The organism is Pseudomonas sp. RC10, from assembly GCF_038397775.1.
Taxonomy (GTDB): Bacteria; Pseudomonadota; Gammaproteobacteria; order Pseudomonadales; family Pseudomonadaceae; genus Aquipseudomonas; species Aquipseudomonas bambusae.
In genome coordinates this window covers 220,692-238,995 of record NZ_CP151650.1, presented here as the reverse complement: position 1 = coordinate 238,995, position 18,304 = coordinate 220,692, and the positions used below count along the sequence as shown (strand labels likewise).

Annotated in this window: 21 protein-coding genes; 10 read left to right on the top strand and 11 right to left on the bottom strand. The window is 59.7% G+C overall.

The window, feature by feature from the left end; genetic code table 11:
• The first annotated feature begins 5 nt into the window (after positions 1-5).
• Positions 6-1,337: a glutamate/aspartate:proton symporter GltP gene (gene gltP, locus AAEO81_RS01090; protein WP_341961134.1), complete on the top strand. Its 1,332-nt coding sequence runs from the start codon at positions 6-8 to the stop codon at positions 1,335-1,337.
• 119 nt (positions 1,338-1,456) lie between these two features.
• Here the strand turns inward: gltP and AAEO81_RS01085 are convergent, their stop codons facing one another.
• Entirely contained in the window at positions 1,457-2,521 is a 1,065-nt protein-coding gene (locus AAEO81_RS01085; protein WP_341961132.1) for an aminopeptidase, read from the bottom strand.
• A 103-nt stretch (positions 2,522-2,624) separates the two neighbouring features.
• Between AAEO81_RS01085 and AAEO81_RS01080 the strand changes: the two genes are divergently transcribed.
• Positions 2,625-3,041, top strand: coding sequence for a hypothetical protein (locus AAEO81_RS01080; RefSeq protein ID WP_341961131.1), 417 nt, complete (start codon positions 2,625-2,627; stop codon positions 3,039-3,041).
• A gap of 149 nt (positions 3,042-3,190) precedes the next feature.
• Here the strand turns inward: AAEO81_RS01080 and AAEO81_RS01075 are convergent, their stop codons facing one another.
• Both AAEO81_RS01075 and AAEO81_RS01070 read right to left on the bottom strand, forming a co-directional pair.
• Entirely contained in the window at positions 3,191-3,424 is a 234-nt protein-coding gene (locus tag AAEO81_RS01075; protein ID WP_166593890.1) for a DUF1161 domain-containing protein, read from the bottom strand.
• Between the two features lie 133 nt (positions 3,425-3,557).
• Entirely contained in the window at positions 3,558-3,989 is a 432-nt protein-coding gene (locus AAEO81_RS01070; protein ID WP_166593891.1) for an OsmC family protein, read from the bottom strand.
• 289 nt (positions 3,990-4,278) lie between these two features.
• Between AAEO81_RS01070 and AAEO81_RS01065 the strand changes: the two genes are divergently transcribed.
• Positions 4,279-5,280: an LLM class flavin-dependent oxidoreductase gene (locus tag AAEO81_RS01065; RefSeq protein ID WP_341961130.1), complete on the top strand. Its 1,002-nt coding sequence runs from the start codon at positions 4,279-4,281 to the stop codon at positions 5,278-5,280.
• Between the two features lie 251 nt (positions 5,281-5,531).
• Here AAEO81_RS01065 and AAEO81_RS01060 read toward each other — a convergent pair whose 3' ends face one another.
• Positions 5,532-5,756 (bottom strand): DUF1161 domain-containing protein, encoded by a 225-nt coding sequence (locus tag AAEO81_RS01060; protein WP_341961127.1) that lies wholly within the window; start codon positions 5,754-5,756, stop codon positions 5,532-5,534.
• Positions 5,757-5,900: 144 nt separating this feature from the next.
• Positions 5,901-6,116 (bottom strand): dodecin, encoded by a 216-nt coding sequence (locus tag AAEO81_RS01055; RefSeq protein ID WP_166593893.1) that lies wholly within the window; start codon positions 6,114-6,116, stop codon positions 5,901-5,903.
• 176 nt (positions 6,117-6,292) lie between these two features.
• Here AAEO81_RS01055 and AAEO81_RS01050 point away from each other — a divergent pair, with 176 nt between their 5' ends.
• The gene (locus AAEO81_RS01050) at positions 6,293-6,619 is read left to right on the top strand and encodes a DUF883 family protein (RefSeq protein ID WP_166593894.1); all 327 of its coding nucleotides are present in this window, start codon (positions 6,293-6,295) and stop codon (positions 6,617-6,619) included.
• Between the two features lie 10 nt (positions 6,620-6,629).
• On the opposite strand, the gene AAEO81_RS01045 is transcribed toward AAEO81_RS01050, so the two are convergent.
• Positions 6,630-7,529 carry a LysR family transcriptional regulator gene (locus AAEO81_RS01045; RefSeq protein WP_341961126.1) on the bottom strand — a complete coding sequence of 300 codons (900 nt, stop codon included), beginning with the start codon at positions 7,527-7,529 and terminating at the stop codon, positions 6,630-6,632.
• Positions 7,530-7,650: 121 nt separating this feature from the next.
• On the opposite strand from AAEO81_RS01045, the gene trpB reads away from it, so the two are divergent.
• The 3 genes from trpB to AAEO81_RS01030 all read left to right on the top strand — a co-directional run bounded on the left by trpB (position 7,651) and on the right by AAEO81_RS01030 (position 10,268).
• Positions 7,651-8,877 (top strand): tryptophan synthase subunit beta, encoded by a 1,227-nt coding sequence (trpB, locus tag AAEO81_RS01040; RefSeq protein WP_341961124.1) that lies wholly within the window; start codon positions 7,651-7,653, stop codon positions 8,875-8,877.
• Positions 8,877-9,689 carry a tryptophan synthase subunit alpha gene (gene trpA / locus AAEO81_RS01035; RefSeq protein WP_341961123.1) on the top strand — a complete coding sequence of 271 codons (813 nt, stop codon included), beginning with the start codon at positions 8,877-8,879 and terminating at the stop codon, positions 9,687-9,689. The genes trpB and trpA overlap by 1 nt, the downstream gene beginning before the upstream one ends.
• Positions 9,690-9,815: 126 nt before the next feature.
• Positions 9,816-10,268: an anti-virulence regulator CigR family protein gene (locus AAEO81_RS01030; protein ID WP_341961122.1), complete on the top strand. Its 453-nt coding sequence runs from the start codon at positions 9,816-9,818 to the stop codon at positions 10,266-10,268.
• 142 nt (positions 10,269-10,410) lie between these two features.
• Here AAEO81_RS01030 and AAEO81_RS01025 read toward each other — a convergent pair whose 3' ends face one another.
• Together AAEO81_RS01025 and AAEO81_RS01020 are read right to left on the bottom strand one after the other, a co-directional pair.
• A complete protein-coding gene (locus AAEO81_RS01025; protein ID WP_341961120.1) occupies positions 10,411-10,740 on the bottom strand; it encodes a DOPA 4,5-dioxygenase family protein in 330 nt (109 codons plus the stop codon).
• Positions 10,741-10,898: 158 nt separating this feature from the next.
• Entirely contained in the window at positions 10,899-11,849 is a 951-nt protein-coding gene (locus AAEO81_RS01020) for a LysR family transcriptional regulator (RefSeq protein WP_341961119.1), read from the bottom strand.
• 114 nt (positions 11,850-11,963) lie between these two features.
• Between AAEO81_RS01020 and betC the strand changes: the two genes are divergently transcribed.
• Together betC and choX are read left to right on the top strand one after the other, a co-directional pair.
• A complete protein-coding gene (gene betC / locus AAEO81_RS01015; RefSeq protein WP_341961118.1) occupies positions 11,964-13,469 on the top strand; it encodes a choline-sulfatase in 1,506 nt (501 codons plus the stop codon).
• Between the two features lie 38 nt (positions 13,470-13,507).
• Positions 13,508-14,434, top strand: coding sequence for a choline ABC transporter substrate-binding protein (gene choX, locus AAEO81_RS01010; protein WP_341961117.1), 927 nt, complete (start codon positions 13,508-13,510; stop codon positions 14,432-14,434).
• Positions 14,435-14,703: 269 nt separating this feature from the next.
• Here the strand turns inward: choX and aroE are convergent, their stop codons facing one another.
• Together aroE and hemF are read right to left on the bottom strand one after the other, a co-directional pair.
• Positions 14,704-15,531 (bottom strand): shikimate dehydrogenase, encoded by an 828-nt coding sequence (gene aroE, locus AAEO81_RS01005; protein ID WP_166593903.1) that lies wholly within the window; start codon positions 15,529-15,531, stop codon positions 14,704-14,706.
• Complete coding sequence (hemF, locus tag AAEO81_RS01000; RefSeq protein ID WP_166593904.1) at positions 15,528-16,451, bottom strand: oxygen-dependent coproporphyrinogen oxidase; 924 nt, start codon at positions 16,449-16,451, stop codon at positions 15,528-15,530. The genes aroE and hemF overlap by 4 nt, the downstream gene beginning before the upstream one ends.
• A 227-nt stretch (positions 16,452-16,678) precedes the next feature.
• Here hemF and AAEO81_RS00995 point away from each other — a divergent pair, with 227 nt between their 5' ends.
• On the top strand, positions 16,679-17,656 hold the full coding sequence (locus tag AAEO81_RS00995) for an NADPH:quinone reductase (protein WP_166593905.1): 978 nt from the start codon (positions 16,679-16,681) through the stop codon (positions 17,654-17,656).
• Positions 17,657-17,712: 56 nt separating this feature from the next.
• Here the strand turns inward: AAEO81_RS00995 and AAEO81_RS00990 are convergent, their stop codons facing one another.
• On the bottom strand, positions 17,713-18,270 hold the full coding sequence (locus AAEO81_RS00990; RefSeq protein ID WP_166593906.1) for an L-threonylcarbamoyladenylate synthase: 558 nt from the start codon (positions 18,268-18,270) through the stop codon (positions 17,713-17,715).
• Between the last annotated feature and the right edge of the window lie 34 nt (positions 18,271-18,304).

The following is an 18,304-nucleotide window of genomic DNA, read 5'->3' as shown; positions in this document are numbered from 1 at the left end:
ACGACATGAAGAAGGCAAAAATCAGCCTCGCCTGGCAGATCCTCATCGGTCTGGTGCTGGGCATCGCGCTGGGTGCTGTGCTCAACCACTTCAGCGCTGAAAAGGCTTGGTGGATCAGCAACATTCTGCAGCCCGCAGGCGATATCTTTATCCGCCTGATCAAGATGATCGTTATCCCGATCGTCATCTCGTCGTTGATCGTCGGCATCGCAGGGGTGGGCGACGCGAAAAAGCTCGGTCGCATCGGCCTGAAGACCATTTTGTATTTCGAAGTCGTCACCACCATCGCCATCGTTGTCGGCCTCTTGCTGGCCAACGTTTTCCATCCGGGCACTGGCATCGACATGAGCACGCTGGGCACCGTGGACATCTCGCAATACGAGAAGACCACCGCCGAGGTGCAACATGATCACGCCTTTATCGCGACGATCCTCAACCTGATCCCGTCGAACATCTTCGCCGCCGTTGCTCGTGGCGACATGCTGCCGATCATCTTCTTCTCCGTCTTCTTCGGCCTGGGCCTGTCCAGCCTGAACGCAGAAGTGCGTGAACCGCTGGTCAAGGTGTTCCAGGGCGTCTCGGAAACGATGTTCAAGGTCACTCACATGATCATGAACTACGCGCCCATCGGCGTGTTCGCGCTGATCGCCGTGACCGTCGCCAACTTCGGTTTCGCCTCGCTGCTGCCCCTGGCCAAGCTGGTGATTCTGGTTTACGTCGCCATCGCTTTCTTTGCTTTCGTAGTGCTGGGACTGATCGCCCGTTTGTTCGGTTTCTCGGTGATCAAGCTCATGCGCATCTTCAAGGATGAGCTGGTGCTGGCTTATTCCACCGCGAGTTCTGAAACCGTGCTGCCGCGCGTGATCGAAAAGATGGAAGCCTACGGCGCGCCGAAGGCTATCAGCAGTTTTGTGGTGCCGACCGGCTATTCGTTCAACCTCGACGGCTCGACCCTGTACCAGAGCATCGCGGCGCTGTTCATCGCGCAGCTTTATGGCATCGACATGCCCATCAGCCAACAGATCATGCTGGTGCTGACGCTGATGGTCACCTCCAAAGGCATCGCCGGTGTGCCGGGCGTGTCGTTCGTGGTGCTCCTGGCGACCCTGGGCAGCGTGGGTATTCCGCTGGAGGGCCTGGCGTTCATCGCTGGCGTTGACCGGATCATGGACATGGCGCGTACCGCACTGAATGTCATCGGTAACGCCTTGGCCGTCCTGGTCATCGCCCGTTGGGAAGGCATGTACGACGACGCCAAGGGTCAGCGCTACTGGAACTCTCTGCCCCATTGGCGCAGCAAGGAGTCGTTGCCAGCGGCGCAGTCAGCGGTTGATTGATCACTGCACCGTCTGAGTACAAACCCCGGCCTTGGCTGGGGTTTGTTGTTTTTGGGTTTCTGCTCACCCCGTGACTCCGATCTCTGCCCAGTCTCTTTGAGCAGCTCAGGGGCAGTCGCTCAGGACCTCTTCAGCAACCGCTCCAATGCCGCCTTGCGCTCCTCTTGGGGCAATTTGCCGAGCGTTTCCACAGCGGTGAAAAACGCTGGCCAATCCCCGTCCACCTGTTTGAACAGCGCCGCAAATGCTGGTGTCCATTGGTCATACAACCCAATCGGCAGCAGCCGCGCGTTGTTCATCGGTGCGTACACCCACGCATCGAAACGCTTGTCGCCACCCCACTGCCTGTCACGCAATTGCTTGTATTGACCACGCAAGCGCTCAAACTCGGCGGCCTTACGCTGACGCATGACGTCCGCGCTCAACGGTTCGGCATACAACGTTTTCAGCCGGTCTCGCGTATCCAGTAACAATTGCGTCAGTTGATCGCGACGCAGGGTTTCGGATGACGCTGTTTCAGGCGACATCCCACGGGCTGCACGCCATTGTCGTGTGCCTTCCTGCTCCACGAAGGTGGCGTAGGACTCGTTGAACTCGCTGTCGTCCTTCACGTAAAAACGCTGGTGCGCCAGCTCATGGAAGATCAGCGTCGCCAGACGTTCATCGCCCCAGGTCATCATCGAACTGATAATCGGGTCGTTGAACCAGCCCAGCGTCGAGTACGCCTCCACGCCGCTGACGTAAACGTCCTTGCCGTCGAGCTTTTGCAACGCCGCTTCGCCCCGCGCGGCGTTCTGGTCGTAGTAGCCGCGATAGGCGACACAACCTGCGATGGGGAAGCAGTGGGTCACGGGGTCGAGCGAGAACTCGCCCGTGGCAAAAACGTTCCAGACCACGTATTGCCGATGAATGTCGGCATAGAGTCGATAGCTCTGATTGTCCGGCAGATGCAGGTGCTGACTGGCGAATTCGCGGGCCTGCTGCGACGTGCGCAGACGGTCGCGCAGTTTGGGGTCGCGCTGCGGATCGGCAATCACGTCGGCGACCGGTTCACGGGCGCGCAGCAATGCCAATTGGCCGCCCGCCAACTGTGTGTAATAGGAAAGACTGGAGCAACCGCTGAGGAGTAAAATCGCCAGCATCGGCACGCCGCGCCGGAACCACAAGATGTTCAATCGATTCATGCAGCGGCCTTAACGTCGGAATAAAGGGTTGCCCCCAGCGTTATGCCGGAGAGACGACCTTCGTCGCAACCTTGTTGTTATTTCCCTGAATGCGGAGTTTGTCATGCGCCTGCCCTTGTCGATCATTGCCCTGAGTTTGCTGGCCGGATGCGCAGGCCCGTTGCCTGCGGTTGACCCGCAACAGGCGTGGGTGGATCTGCACACGTTCACGGGCAAGACCCTGATGGCCGACAAACTCGACGGCGTCAGAACGGAAGACGGCCGCTATTTCCAGGTAACGCCGGGCAAGCACAAGCTCGAAGTGCGCTACGACTATGAATACGCGCCGGGCGGGTTGGGGTTGTCGATGGACATCTACAACGAGCTGACTTGTTACGTGACGATCAACTATGACCATTTCGAAGCGGGCCACCGTTACAGGCTCGACGTGCGCCACATCGCCAACAGCATCGACGCGCAATTGCGCGATGAACAACGCAAGGTGCTGGCGGAAGAGGGGCAGATTTTTTGTATTCCGTGATCAAGATCAAACGCGATTGCACAGGGGGGTTGATGGCCAGTGGGAGCCAATTCATTCGCGAAAATGGGTCAGGCGAAAAAGGTGCATTGTCTGCACCGGCCAATCGCGAATGAATTCGCTCCTACAGGGGATCGTCGCTGGCTCGGGGATTAGCGATCATTCTTCTGATAAATAATCTTCTTCGTGCCGTTTTCACACGTACCCACGACCATGTTCTGGTCATGAACCTCTTCGTTGCTGACGACTTCAAGGGTGTACGAGCTGACATTTTGCGCCTGAATCTTGGCCTCGATTTCGGCCTTGAGCTCATCACAAGGCTTGGGAGCGGCGAACACGCTGGTGGTCAGTGCAGCGAGGATCAGGGTGGTAGCGATACGTTTCATGTTCGACTCCTTCGATGCCGCGCGGATCGCGTCGGCCCTTCATATGACCTTGCAGGCCTGAACCGGTTCTCGTGGCCCTGAAACGCAGATGACCCGCATGGGCGGGTCATCGGGGTGTTGCGTCAGCGCGGGGTCAGCTCAACAGAGTGGCATCCAGCGTGATCTTGGCATTCAGCACTTTGGAGACCGGGCAGCCTTCTTTGGCTTTGGCGGTCAGCTCATCGAACTGCGCCTGAGTGGCGCCTGGCACTTTGGCCTTGAGGATCAGGTGCACGGCGGTGATCGAAAACCCTTCGCCATCTTGGTCGAGAGTGACCTCGGCTTGAGTGTCGATGCTGTCGGCTTTCAGGTTCGCGCCGCCGAGGATCATCGACAGGGCCATCGAGAAACAACCCGCGTGGGCCGCGCCGATCAGTTCTTCAGGGTTAGTGCCTTTGCCGCCTTCGAAACGGGCCTTGAAGCCGTACGGTGCTTCGCGCAGCACGCCGGTTTCCGTGGAGATGCTACCGATGCCGGACTTCAGGTCACCTTCCCAATGGGCGGATGCTTTCTTGACGATGCTCATGGTGTCTCCTTGTTGAATAAGTGCGATGGACTCGCACGCTGACCAAAAGTCTGAGGAGTGTAGGCGGGACTAAGTTCAACGGTTGTGACGCACGTGCTTTATTTGCCGATTTTTTGAAAAGCAATTTCCGACCAAATTAGTAGGAAATTTCGCTTTGCCCATTGCAACCTGAGAATCCAGACGTATCCTAGGGCCTTAACGCAAATATTTAGGCTTAACGCAGGCTTTGCTCTCGCGCCCATCCACCTCGGGCGTCCGACTTGGCCCTCAAGAGGACTCACCACAGCCTATGAAACGCCTAGCTGATGTGAAAATTTCCATGCTCGATCTGGTGCCGGTGCGCGAAGACAAAGGCCCGGCCTTGTCGCTGCACAATTCGCTGGATCTGGCGCAACACGCCGAGAAATGGGGCTACAACCGTTTTTGGGTCGCTGAACACCACAACATGGACGGCATCGCCAGCTCCGCGACCTCAGTGTTGCTGGCCTATCTGGCGGGGGGCACCTCGACCATTCGCGTCGGCTCCGGCGGCGTTATGCTGCCGAACCACGCGCCACTGGTCATTGCCGAGCAGTTCGGCACCTTGGCCAGTTTGTACCCAGGCCGCATCGACCTGGGTCTGGGCCGTGCACCGGGCTCCGATCAAATGACCGCGCGTGCCCTGCGCCGCGAACGCTCCGGAAGCGCAGACGACTTTCCCGACGACGTCGCCGAGCTGATGAGCTACCTCGGACCGCGTCAGCCCCATCAGCGCGTGATCGCCGTGCCGGGCACCAACACCAACGTGCCGATCTGGCTGTTGGGTTCGAGCCTTTTCAGCGCACAGCTGGCCGGTCAGCGCGGGTTGCCGTATGCCTTCGCTTCGCACTTCGCGCCACGATTCATGCACGAGGCCATTCGTGTGTACCGCAATCACTTCCAGCCCTCTGCCGTGCTGGACAAGCCTTACGTGATGCTCGGCGTGCCTCTCGCTGCGGCAGATACCGATGAGCAGGCGGATTATCTGGTGACGTCGGTCTACCAGCGCATTCTCAACCTGATGCGTGGCCAAAGCCTGATGCAAAAGCCACCGGTGGAAACCATGAACGGCCTGTGGCTGCCACACGAACGCGAAGCGGTGATGGACTTCCTCGGACTGGCGATGGTCGGCGGCCCCGAGAAAATCCGCGCCAAGCTGGACGTGCTGCTAGAGCAGACCGACGCGGATGAGCTGATCTTCACGTGCGACATGTATGAACATGCGGATCGGTTGCGCTCGTATGAGATTTTGGCGCAGGTGGCCAGAGGTTAAGGCCAGTACGTGACTCGACCTGTGGGAGCGAATTCATTCGCGATGCGGCGGTACTGCCGATAAAGAGGTGTCGGATGTAAGGCCATCTCGCGAATGAATTCGCTCCCACAGGGTTAGTGGTGCCAATCAAATCATCACCGTTTGCAAGCCGTGCCGCCCTCAGAGCTTCCGTTCGAGATCATCCTTCAGCGTCGGCCGGGCTTAAAAAAACCGACGCGTGATGCGTCGGTTTTTTATTGAAGCGAGCAGAATCAACCGCGTTTGTAGACGATTTCCTTGCTGCCGCCGTCGCAGGTGCCGACGACTTTTCCGTCTGCCGCGCTGCCTTTGTCCACCGCTTCCAGCGTGTAAGACGCGACGCCCTTGGCCTTGAGCTTCGCGTCGATGTCCGCCTTCACGTCATCGCACGATTTCCCGGCTGCAAAGGTGGTGCCCGCAATACTCAACAACCCTACCGCCAAAAGAATCTTCTTCATCGGTCACACTCCCTCGTCAGGCGCTTTTCAAGCGTAAGAGGCCGCCCAAAGGAGCGGCCCGTTCACATGATCCTCGCGTCCGAATTCACGAACGGCGCGGTATGTATAGCGAAGGTTGTGGCATTCAGCCAGCGTAAAAGTTCATCAGCTGTTTTCGAGGCGGAAGCCCACTTTGATGGTCACCTGGAAGTGCGCGACCTTGCCGTCCTTGATGTGGCCGCGGGTTTCGAGCACTTCGAACCACTCCAGGTGCTTCACGGTTTCGGCGGCACGAGCGATGGCATTCTGGATTGCATCGTCGGTGCTGGTGGTCGACGAGCCGACCAGTTCAAGCAGTTTGTAAGTGTGATGATCAGACATGGCAGTTCTCCAAGTGGACTCCAAAGGGAGCGTAGCAGTGAAAAGCTCTTTAGCTCTGGCGGGGGAAGGCCCACAAAAGTTCACAAATAACCACACGGTAAAACCGCACTGCACTTTCTGAAAACCCTGTAGTCGGAATCATCACACGCCACTCATCACTGCAGGAGAGTCAAATCATGGCATTCACGTCATCCCGTAAAGCGTCTTTGCAAAGTATGGAAGCTGAGATCGAAAGTCTGCTCAAGTCGTTGGAGAGCTTGAAGTCGGACGCTTCGGACGAGTCGCGGAAAACCCTGAAGACGCTGAAAGCCAACGCTGAAAGCGCGCTGAGCCATTCGCGCAGCTTGTTGAGCGATGTCTACGAAGACGCCAAAGTGAAGACCCGCGAAGCCAGCGTCGCAACCCGTGACTATGCGCAAGAGCATCCTTGGACCACAGCCGGTGTGGCCGTCGGTGCAGTGGGTCTGTTGGCCGCTTATCTGCTGTGCAAGCGCGGCAACTGATCACACCTGATCAGGCCCGACCTGAATGCGCCAGTTCTTGCTTGAGCCATTGAGCCAGTTGCCGGGCCCGCCCATCGGCGGCGCGTTTAGGCACCCATAACGCCAGTTGCGCCGGGGTTTCGCTGAAGCCCCACGGCGCAGCGAGGCGTCCGGCTTTCAAGTCATCGGCCACCAACGGTTCCGGGGCGATGGCAATGCCAAGGCCCGAGACAGCTGCCTCTAACAAGTAATACAGATGCTCGAAACCCTGGCCGTATTTCAGCGCGTCGGGATCAATGCCGTTTTGTTTAGCCCAGCTCGGCCACGCTTGCAGACGCGACAGGGTTTGCAGCAGCGGCTCATGCAGCAATGCCTGTGCGGGGCTGTTCCGCAATGTTTCGTATCGCGAAAAACGAGGGCTCAGCACCGGCCCAATGCGCTCGCTCGCCAGTTCGAATACCTGCATGTCGGAAGGCCACGGCGGCTCTGCGAAGATCAGCAGTGCGTCCAGACCAGGGCGCCGAGGATCGAGATCGCCTTCACCTGCCGACAGGTGTAACCGCAGATCGGGCAGGTCGGCATTCAGTCGGCCTAATCGCGGAATGAACCAGCGCGCCAGCAAACTCCCCGAGCAGCCCAAGACGAACGGCGCATCGGCGCTGTCCTGACTCAACTCGGCGCACACGCTGCGCAGTCGGTCGAACGCCTCGCCACTGGCGTCTCGCAAACGGACGCCGGCATCTGTGAGTTTCAGGCCGCGCCCGTCCTTGCTGAACAGGCTCACGCCCAAGTGTTCTTCCAACACTTTCAACTGGCGGCTGACTGCACCATGGGTGACGTGTAGCTGTTCCGCGGCCTGGCTGACGCTGTTCAGGCGGGCGGTGGCTTCGAAGGCGCGCAAAGCGTTTAGGGGAGGAAGGTCGCGGCTCATGGTATCTGTGAGTTTTTCTGACAGGTTGCGGCGATCTTATCGGTTTTCATCGGCTTTGGCGCTGGTTAAAGTGTGTTCACTGCCTCAACGGCTCACCCTATTCGTCACCTTGGAGGTTCCTATGTCCCAGACAGAGACCCAATACCGCAATGGCCCGGATGATCGCGGCATGTTCGGCGCGTTCGGCGGTCGTTACGTCGCCGAAACCCTGATGCCCCTGATCCTCGATCTGAACCGCGAATACGAAGCGGCGAAGGAAGACCCTGCGTTTCTCAAGGAACTGGCCTACTTCCAGCGCGATTATGTCGGACGTCCAAGCCCGCTGTATTTCGCTGAGCGTCTGACCGAACACTGCGGCGGCGCGAAGATTTACCTGAAGCGCGAAGAGCTGAACCACACCGGCGCGCACAAGATCAACAACTGCATCGGCCAGATCCTGCTGGCCCGCCGCATGGGCAAGAAGCGCATCATCGCCGAAACCGGCGCGGGCATGCACGGCGTGGCGACTGCCACCGTCGCTGCGCGTTTCGGCCTGGAATGCGTGATCTACATGGGCACCACGGACATCGAGCGCCAGCAGGCGAACGTGTTCCGCATGAAGCTGCTGGGCGCCACGGTGATTCCGGTCGTGGCCGGTACCGGCACCCTGAAAGACGCGATGAACGAAGCGCTGCGTGACTGGGTGACCAATGTTGACACGACGTTCTATTTGATCGGCACTGTGGCCGGTCCCCACCCGTACCCGGCGATGGTCCGCGACTTCCAGGCCGTGATCGGCAAGGAAACCCGCGTGCAGTTGCAAGAACAGGAAGGCCGCCTGCCAGACAGCCTGGTGGCGTGCATCGGCGGCGGCTCCAACGCCATGGGGCTGTTCCACCCGTTCCTGGATGACACCAGCGTGCGCATCATCGGCGTCGAAGCGGCCGGTCACGGCATCGAAACCGGCAAGCACGCGGCCAGCCTGAACGGCGGTGTGCCAGGCGTCCTTCACGGCAACCGCACCTTCCTGCTGCAAGACGACGATGGCCAGATCATCGACGCCCACTCGATTTCCGCCGGTCTGGATTACCCCGGCATCGGCCCTGAGCATGCGTGGTTGCATGACATCGGTCGCGTGGAATACACCTCGATCACTGACGACGAAGCCTTGGCCGCGTTCCACCAGTGCTGCCGTCTGGAAGGCATCATCCCGGCGCTGGAAAGTGCTCACGCCTTGGCCGAAGTGTTCAAACGCGCGCCGACACTGCCGAAAGATCATCTGATGGTGGTCAACCTGTCCGGTCGCGGTGACAAGGATATGCAAACCGTCATGCATCACCTGGATCTGTCCAAGCAGGAGAAACACTGATGAGCCGCCTGCAAACCCGTTTTGCCGAGCTGAAAGAACAAGACCGCGCCGCCCTGGTGACCTTCATCACCGCAGGCGATCCGGCGTATGACACCTCGCTGGCAATCCTCAAAGGCCTGCCGAAAGCCGGTGCCGATGTGATCGAGTTGGGCATGCCCTTCACCGATCCGATGGCCGACGGCCCGGCGATTCAGCTGGCGAACATTCGCGCGCTGGACGCTAGGCAGAACCTTGCAAAAACCCTGCAAATGGTTCGCGAGTTCCGCGCTGAAGACAGCAACACGCCGCTGGTGCTGATGGGTTACTACAACCCGATTCACAACTACGGCGTTGAGCGCTTCATCTCTGAAGCACACGAATCCGGCGTCGATGGCCTGATCGTGGTCGACCTGCCGCCCGAGCATAACGGCGAGCTGTGCGACCCGGCGCAAGACGCGGATCTGGACTTCATCCGCCTGACCACGCCGACCACTGACGACAAGCGTCTGCCAACCGTTTTGAACGGCAGCTCGGGCTTCGTCTACTACGTGTCGGTGGCCGGTGTCACAGGCGCGGGTTCGGCGACCATCGAGCACGTCAAGGAAGCCGTTACGCGTCTGCGCCGTCATTCGGACCTGCCGATCAGCGTCGGCTTCGGGATTCGTACGCCGGAACAGGCCGCCGCGATTGCCCGCGTAGCCGATGGCGTGGTGGTGGGTTCGGCACTGATCGACCACATCGCCAACGCGCAATCGCCAGACCAGGCGGTGAGCAACGTGCTGAAGTTGTGTTCGGAGCTGTCAGAAGGCGTTCGTAAGGCCCGTGTGTCCTGAACGTAAAGTTTCTGATACAGAGGAATCAACGGGTTCGTTAGCAGACTAAGCAGTACAGCAAAAGGGGTTCAGAGCCTGATTCTGAACCCCTTTTTGCTGCCTCGAATTCGCCCAGGAGCGCGCTACATGAAAGTCTCGAATCGTCTGATCGCCGGGTTGGGCGTGCTGATGCTCAGCGCCAGTGCCTTGGTGCACGCGGCACCGCCGGATCAACGTGACGGTCACGATGATCACGGCCAAGGCCAACATCAGGATCATGGGCCACAAGGGGGTCCACAGAATAATCGGGGCAATGATCATCGCGGAGGTGGTCGCCCGCCAGCTGATTTCGGCGACGTTCGTCGCACGATTCAAGAGCATCGCGAGGTCATCGGTCGCGGCCAGCCGTTGCCACCTAACGTGCACATCGTGAAGGGCCATCCGTTGCCACGGGGTTACGGCCGCCGCCTCGACGCCCGATCGCAGGAATTCTTGCCACGTTACGACGGCTACGAATGGCGCCGCCTGGGCCCGGATGTCGTGCTCGTCGCGATTGGCAGCGGGATTGTGTATGAGATTCTGGATGGTGTGCTGAACTAAGGTTCCCCCTGGCAAAAAGGGGCAAACCTGTGGGAGCGAATTCATTCGCGAATGGCCGGTACATCCGACAGATATCTGTGGGATGTGCCACCGCTTCGCGAATGAATTCGCTCCTACAGTTGATATCGGCGCCAGACAACGACTACCTGAACATCCCCACATTCAACTCCCGAATCGCTCCCATCCAGATCGCATGCTCGGTGTGATCCGCCAGGTCATCCCCGGTAAGAGGGTGGGTGAACACCACCAGCCCGCTGCGATTCAGCGCCAGATACAACATCACATCCGCAAATTGCTCGTGGGCGAATGCCAACTGGCAACTCCAGTCCGGATGCGGTCCGACAGGCCGTTCATGCACACGCCCCATGCGGATATCGAATTTCGCCGCAACCGTCTCGCACAGGGCTCGCGCCTGCTCGATTGTCTGGGCGTCGAAGTAAATGTGGGCGTGGTAGCCCTCGATGGATGGCATACCTAATTCCTCAATGTTCTTGAATTCATTTCCCGGGACCGCCGACAACGACAACCTGTAGGAGTGAGCTTGCTCGCGATAACGGCGTGTCAGTCTCCACCTTCATACAGACCCACCGCTCTCGCGAGCAAGCTCACTCCTACAGAGATCGGCCGTGATCACACCGCGATGGACGGCAACGGCTTGCCGACCAGCGAATCCCCGCTTAACGCCTGCTCGCTTTTTAACCAATCAACAAACCGCTGCACGATTTGCACACGACGTTTGCGTTGCGGGAGCACGATGTAATAACCGTAGGCGGAAATGGCGGTGGCCTCGATGGGCCGACACAACAACCCCTGCTCCAGCAGCTCATCCACCAGATGCCGCCAGCCGATGGCCACGCCTTGCCCGCCAATCGCGGCCTGAATCAACAGTGTGTAATTGTCGAATCTCAACTGCCCCGGTGCAGGCGCTTGAGCGATGCCGAGGGCGCGAAACACGCCGCCCCAATCGAACCAGTTGTTGCCGCCTTCACCCCGCAGGTGCAGCAGCGGAAACTCTTTCAGCGCTTCGGGTCGCAGCGGCAGATCACGCCCGGCCAGCAGCTTGGGGCTGCACACCGGAAACACCTCTTCGCTGAACAGCCAGTGGCTCTCGCCCTGCTTGAAACGCCCGTCACCAAACAGCACCGCCACGTCGATATCCGCTCGCAGCATGCTGTGGCTGCGTTCGCTGGTGACCAGGCTGACGTCAACGTCGGGGTTGTCCTTGTGAAAGCGATGCAGGCGCGGCATTAGCCAGTACGCGGCGAAGGCGAAGTCGGTCGCCACTTGCAACACCTCATGCTGATGCTGCTCGGTGATCAGGCTCAATCCGGCGTCCATCGACTGCAAACCGGCCTGCACGTGATTGAACAGAATCTCTCCGGCGTCGGTGAGTTCGATGCCGCGATAAATGCGATCAAACAGGCGCGTTGCCAGTTGTTCTTCTAACCTTTTGATTTGCTGGCTAATGGCCGGTTGAGTGGTGCCCAGTTCGATGGCTGCCGCTGTGAAACTGCGCAAGCGGGCAGCGGACTCGAAACCGCGAAGCAGGTCCAACGACGTGTCACCGAGGGCTTCAAACATAAGCGTGGCTTATCCTAGGCATTGCGTTTTATGGGCTTTACCGCTGAATCCATGGGTCTCATTCTCTGGACCAGCAATTTCGCATAAATATTCACTATGGAATGCCGCGAAGACATGAAGCGCAAGAACATTCTTTTCATCATGGCCGATCAGATGGCCGCGCCGATGTTGCCGATTTACGCCTCATCTCCAATCAAGATGCCCAATTTGAGCCGCCTCGCCGCTGAGGGCGTGGTGTTCGACGCTGCCTATTGCAACAGCCCGCTGTGCGCACCGTCGCGTTTTACCCTGGTCAGCGGCCAGCTCCCGAGCAAGATTGGCGCTTACGACAATGCTGCCGACTTTCCTGCCGACGTTCCGACCTACGCCCACTACCTGCGTCGTCTCGGCTATCGCACCGCGCTGTCGGGCAAGATGCATTTCTGCGGCCCGGATCAGCTGCACGGCTATGAGGAGCGCCTGACCAGCGACATCTACCCCGCCGACTACGGGTGGGCGGTGAACTGGGACGAGCCGGACGTGCGCCCGACCTGGTATCACAACATGTCGTCGGTGCTGCAAGCCGGCCCATGCGTGCGCACCAATCAGCTCGATTTCGACGAAGAGGTGGTGTTCAAGGCTCAGCAATACCTGTTCGATCACGTGCGCGAAGACGGCGATCAGCCGTTCTGCCTGACCGTGTCGATGACTCACCCCCACGACCCGTACACCATCCCCAAGGAATACTGGAATCTCTACCACGATGACGAGATTCCAATGCCGCCTGCGCCCCCTGCCCAGGCTGATCAAGACCCCCACTCCCAGCGTCTGCTCAAGGTCTACGACCTGTGGGACAAGCCGCTGCCGGAGAACAAGATCCGTGACGCCCGCCGCGCGTATTTCGGCGCGTGCAGCTATATCGACGACAACGTCGGCAAACTGCTGAAGACCCTCGAAGACACCGGCTTGGCCGATGACACGATCATCGTGTTCTCGGGCGACCATGGCGACATGCTCGGCGAGCGTGGCCTCTGGTACAAAATGCACTGGTTTGAAATGTCTGCCCGCGTGCCGCTGCTGGTGTACGCTCCGGGGCAATTCAAGGCTGGCCGCGTGAAGGCTGCGGTGTCCACCGCCGACCTGCTGCCGACGTTCGTGGCGCTGGCAGAAGGCAATCTGGAAGCCGGTCTGCCACTGGACGGTCGCTCGCTGTTGCCGCATTTGCAAGGCGAGGGCGGCCATGACGAAGTGTTTGGCGAGTACATGGCCGAAGGCACCAACAGCCCGCTGATGATGATTCGTCGCGGCGCCTACAAATTCATTTATTCGGAACAGGACCCATGTCTGCTGTACGACGTGCATAACGATCCGAAGGAGCAGGAAGAGTTGAGCCAATCCGAGGCCCATCGCGACCTGTTCAACACGTTCCTGGCTGAAGCGAAGGCCAAATGGGACATTCCGGCGATACACCACCAGGTGCTCGCCAGCCAGCGTCGTCGGCGTTTCGTCGCCGAGTCGCTGGCGCTCGGCAAGCTGAAGAGTTGGGATCACCAGCCGCTGGTAGACGCCAGTCAGCAATACATGCGCAACCATATCGATCTCGACGATCTGGAGCGTAAGGCCCGTTATCCACAACCTTGAACCCTGCCAACACCTAGAAAACCAAAAAGGGGCACACCATGAAGAAGTTGTTCACAACGCTGGCGGTTGCGGTGATGAGCTTGGGCAGCGTCGTTGCATACGCCGCTGACGCGAGCTGCAGTACGGTCAAGATGGCCGATCCAGGTTGGAGCGACATCGCTGCAACCAATGCCACGGCGGGTTTCCTGCTCGAAGGCATGGGTTACAAGACCAAGGTCGATACGCTGGCAGTGCCGATTGCCTATGGTGGTCTCAAGGACGGTCAAATGGACGTGTTCCTGGGCAACTGGATGCCTGCGCAGCAGGGGTTCTATGACAAGTTCATCGCCACGGGGGACGTGACGCAGTACAAGAAAAACCTGGAAGGCACCGAGTTCACCCTTGCGGTCCCGGACTATGTCTACGACGCGGGCGTGCATGATTTCGCCGACCTGAACAAATTTGCCGAGAAGTTCCACAAGAAGATTTACGGCATCGGCTCGGGGGCGCCGGCCAACGCGTCGATTCAGGAGATCATCAAAAAGAACGAGTTCGACCTGGGCGACTGGAAGCTGGTCGAGTCCAGCGAACAGGCGATGCTGGCCGAAGTGAAGCGTAACGTGAAGAAGAAAGACTTCGTGGTCTTCCTCGGCTGGACCCCGCACCCGATGAACGTGCAAATCAAAGGTATGCACTACCTGAAGGGCGGCGAGAAATACTTCGGTGACACCGGCAGCGTCTACACCGTGACCCGCAAAGGCTACGCCGACGCGTGCCCGAACGTGGCCAAACTGTTCTCCAACCTGACGTTCACCCAGGACATGGAAAACAGCATCATGCAGGAAGTGGACAGCAAGAAGATCAGCAACACCGACGCGGTGAAGGCGTGGATCAAGGCCAACCCTGCCGTGCTTGAAAAATGGCTCGACGGCGTGAAAACCATCGACGACAAAGATGCGCTGGCGGCGGTTAAAGCGAAGTTGTAAACGCCGTGCGATGACCTTGTAGGAGCGCGCTTGCCCGCGAATGCGTTGAGTCAGACACTCCCACGGCGTCTGAACTGACGCAATCGCGGGCAAGCGCGCTCCTACAGATGCACGATGTGCTTACAGGTTCTGCTCACCCTGTAGGAGCGAATTCATTCGCGAGACGTCGGTACAGGCGACACAAACGCGCCGAATGTACCGGCTTATCGCGAATGAATTCGCTCCTACAGGAGGGCATCGTTAGCAGGAAGATTCGTGACGGCTTGGGATCAGGCCTCGGCCATCAACCGCCGCAACTCCGCCAGCACCGGTGTCGAATCCGGGCGCACGCCGCGCCACACATAAAAAGCCTCTGCCGCCTGCTCCACCAGCATCCCCAAACCGTCCACCGCCTGCCCGGCCTGATGCTCGGTCGCCCAACGGCAGAACGCGGTCGGCTCTTTGCCATACATCATGTCGTAGCAAAACGTTTCGCCCGGCTGAATCAAGCTCGGTGCAATCGGTGGCAACTCACCCGCCAGACTCGCTGACGTGGCATTGATGATCACGTCGAAGGGCTCTTCCAGCCAGTCATACCCCGCAGGCAAAACAGGTCCCAATTCGGCGAATTCCTTCGCCAATTGCTCGGCCTTTTCCACCGTACGATTGGCGATCACCAGCACGTAAGGCTCTTCCGCCAGCAACGGCGCCAGCGCACCACGCACCGCGCCACCGGCCCCTAGCAACAGGATGCGTTTGTCTTTGAGAGTGACACCGTGGTTCACCGTCAGGTCCCGCACCAGACCGGCGCCGTCGGTGTTGTCGCCCAACAACGTGCCATCCACCTGAATCGCCAGCGTGTTCACGGCACCGGCGCGACGGCCGCGATCGGTCAGTTGATCCGCCAGTCGATACGCCTCTTCCTTGAACGGCACCGTGACGTTTGCGCCCTTGCCTGACTCGAAGAACTGTTTGGCGAACGCCGGGAAACCGTCCAGCGGCGCCAGCGCGGTCTGGTAATCCAGCGATTCGCCGGTCTGTTCCGCGAACAAGCGATGAATCAGTGGCGACTTGCTGTGAGCGATAGGGTTGCCGAAGACAACGTAGTGATCAGTCATGCTTGTGCTCCTTCGGCCAGCCAGTCGCGGTCTTGCAGGAAATACTCGGTCAGGCGCGCCTCCTCACTGCCCGGCGCGGCCTTCCAGTCGTAGCCCCAGCGCACTTGCGGCGGCAGCGACATGAGGATCGATTCGGTACGCCCGCCCGATTGCAGCCCGAACAGGGTGCCGCGGTCGTACACCAGGTTGAACTCCACGTAACGGCCACGGCGGAATTCCTGAAACTCGCGCTGCTGCGGCGTGAACGGCGTGGCCTTGCGGCGTTGAACGATCGGCAGGTACGCCTCAACAAAGGCATCGCCGATGGCGCGCAGGAAGGCAAAGCTGGTGTCGAAATCCCATTCGTTCAAGTCATCGAAAAACAGGCCGCCGACGCCCCGGGGCTCGTTGCGGTGCTTGATGTGGAAATAGCGGTCGCACCAGGCTTTGTAACGCGGGTAGACGTCCGCTCCGAACGGCGCACAGGCCTGCTCGGCCACACGGTGCCAATGAACGCAGTCTTCCTCGACGCCGTAATAAGGCGTGAGGTCGAACCCGCCGCCGAACCACCAGACCGGCTCTTCGCCCTCTTTTTCAGCAATGAAGAAACGCACGTTGGCGTGTGAGGTCGGAACATGTGGGTTGTGCGGATGCATCACCAACGACACGCCCAGCGCTTCGAAGCCGCGACCCGCGAGTTCCGGGCGATGAGCGCTGGCGGAAGGGGGCAAACCGGCGCCGAAGACGTGGGAGAAGTTGACCCCGCCTTTTTCGAACAGGCCACCGTTCTCGATCACGCGAGTACGACCACCGCCGCCCGCCGGACGCTCCCAGGCGTCTTCGACGAAACGGCCACTGCCGTCTTCTTGCTCCAGCGCGGCGCAGATCCGGTCTTGCAGGTCGAGCAGGTAGGCTTTGACGGCATCGGTGCGTGAGGACATGGGCATACCTTGAAGTAACGTGTAAGCGGTATTTTGAGCGTCGTTCCGCTTCTGGCGTGCATTCGGCAATGGCACCGCTGGCGTGAACGACATCCTGAAAGTGGCGCGTAGCATACACCGGCTCGCGCGCGGCCGCAGTTGACGAAGTCCGAGCGAAGGAGTCCGATAGAGCCCTTTCGCACCCACAGTTTTGTTCCAGCAGTTTCGATCCATGACGGAGAAAGCAAATGGCAAAGCGTATCCAGTTCCGCAGCCACGGCGGCCCTGAAGTCCTTGAATATGTCGATTTCGAACCGGCCAAACCGGGTCCAAAGGAAGTCGTCGTGCGCAACAAAGCGATTGGCGTCAACTTCATCGAAACCTATTTCCGCACTGGCCTGTATCCCGTCGCCTCGATGCCGTCGGGACTGGGAAATGAAGGTGCGGGCGTGGTCGAGGCCGTCGGCAGCGAAGTGACTCACGTCAAGGTGGGCGACCGTGTTGGTTACGGCACTGGCCAGTTGGGCAGCTACGCGGATCTGCACCTGACGCAAGGCGCCAACGTGGTGAAACTGCCGGACGACATCAGCTTCGAACAGGCCGCCGCGATCATGCTCAAGGGCCTGACCGTGCAGTACCTGTTCCGCCAGACGTATGAAATCCGCCCTGAAGAAATCATTCTGTTCCACGCGGCTGCCGGTGGCGTGGGCTCGATTGCCTGCCAATGGGCCGCTGCGCTGGGCGTGAAGCTGATCGGCACCGTCAGCTCCCCGGAAAAAGCCGCTGTCGCCAAGGCGAACGGCGCTTGGGAAGTGATCGACTACAGCAAGGAAGACGTGGCCAAGCGCGTGCTGGAGCTGACCGACGGTAAGAAAGTATCGGTGGTATACGACGGCGTCGGCAAAGACACGTGGGAAACGTCGTTGGATTGCCTGGAACTGCGCGGACTGCTGGTCAGCTTCGGCAATGCCTCGGGCGCGGTGTCGGGTGTGAACCTGGGGATTCTGGCGCAGAAAGGCTCGCTGTACGTGACCCGTCCGACCTTGGGCTCCTACGCCAACAGCCCGGAAGCCTTGCAGGCGATGGCGGATGAAGTGTTCGCGATGGTCACCAGTGGCAAGGTGAAGGTCGATGACATCAAGAAATACGCCCTGAAAGACGCAGCCCAGGCGCACACCGACCTGTCGGGTCGGCGCACCACGGGGTCGATCATCCTGGTGCCTTAACGCCGCTGGCTCTTGATCGTTCTCACGCTCCGCGTGGGAACGATCAGAGAATTGCCTCAGCCTGCACGCACCACTTCAGCCGTCACCAAATCCCGAATCACGCTCGGATTGCGGCGTCCGCCCAGTTCGCCGTTCAACACCATGTCCAGCTGCCCATGGAAATACTGCTCGATCCGCAAGCGGGAGCGGGCAGCCGGGCGGCCGGTGGGGTTGGCGGAGGTGGAGACCAGCGGGCCGGTGAGCGCGCACAGTTCGCGGACTTGCGGATGGTCGCTGACGCGTAGGGCCACGGTGTCGCGCCCGCCGGTGATCCAGTCGGGCAGCAGGCCCTGGTGCGGCACCAGCCAGGTGTTCGGGCCCGGCCAGGTGCTGGCCATGCGGTCGATCCACAGCTCTGGAAAGTCTTCGAACAGAAAGTCGAACTGACGGATGTTGTCGGCAATCAGGATCAGGCCCTTTTCCACAGGACGCGCCTTGATCGCCAACAAACGGTACACCGCCTCGAAATCCCAAGGATCACAGCCCAAACCCCAGACCGCTTCGGTTGGATAGGCAATCACCGCCCCGGCACGAATTTCTTGTGCGGCTTGTTGCACACGCCAACTGCTGACCATCACTCGCTCTCCGAATAAACGCTGGTCGGCAGTT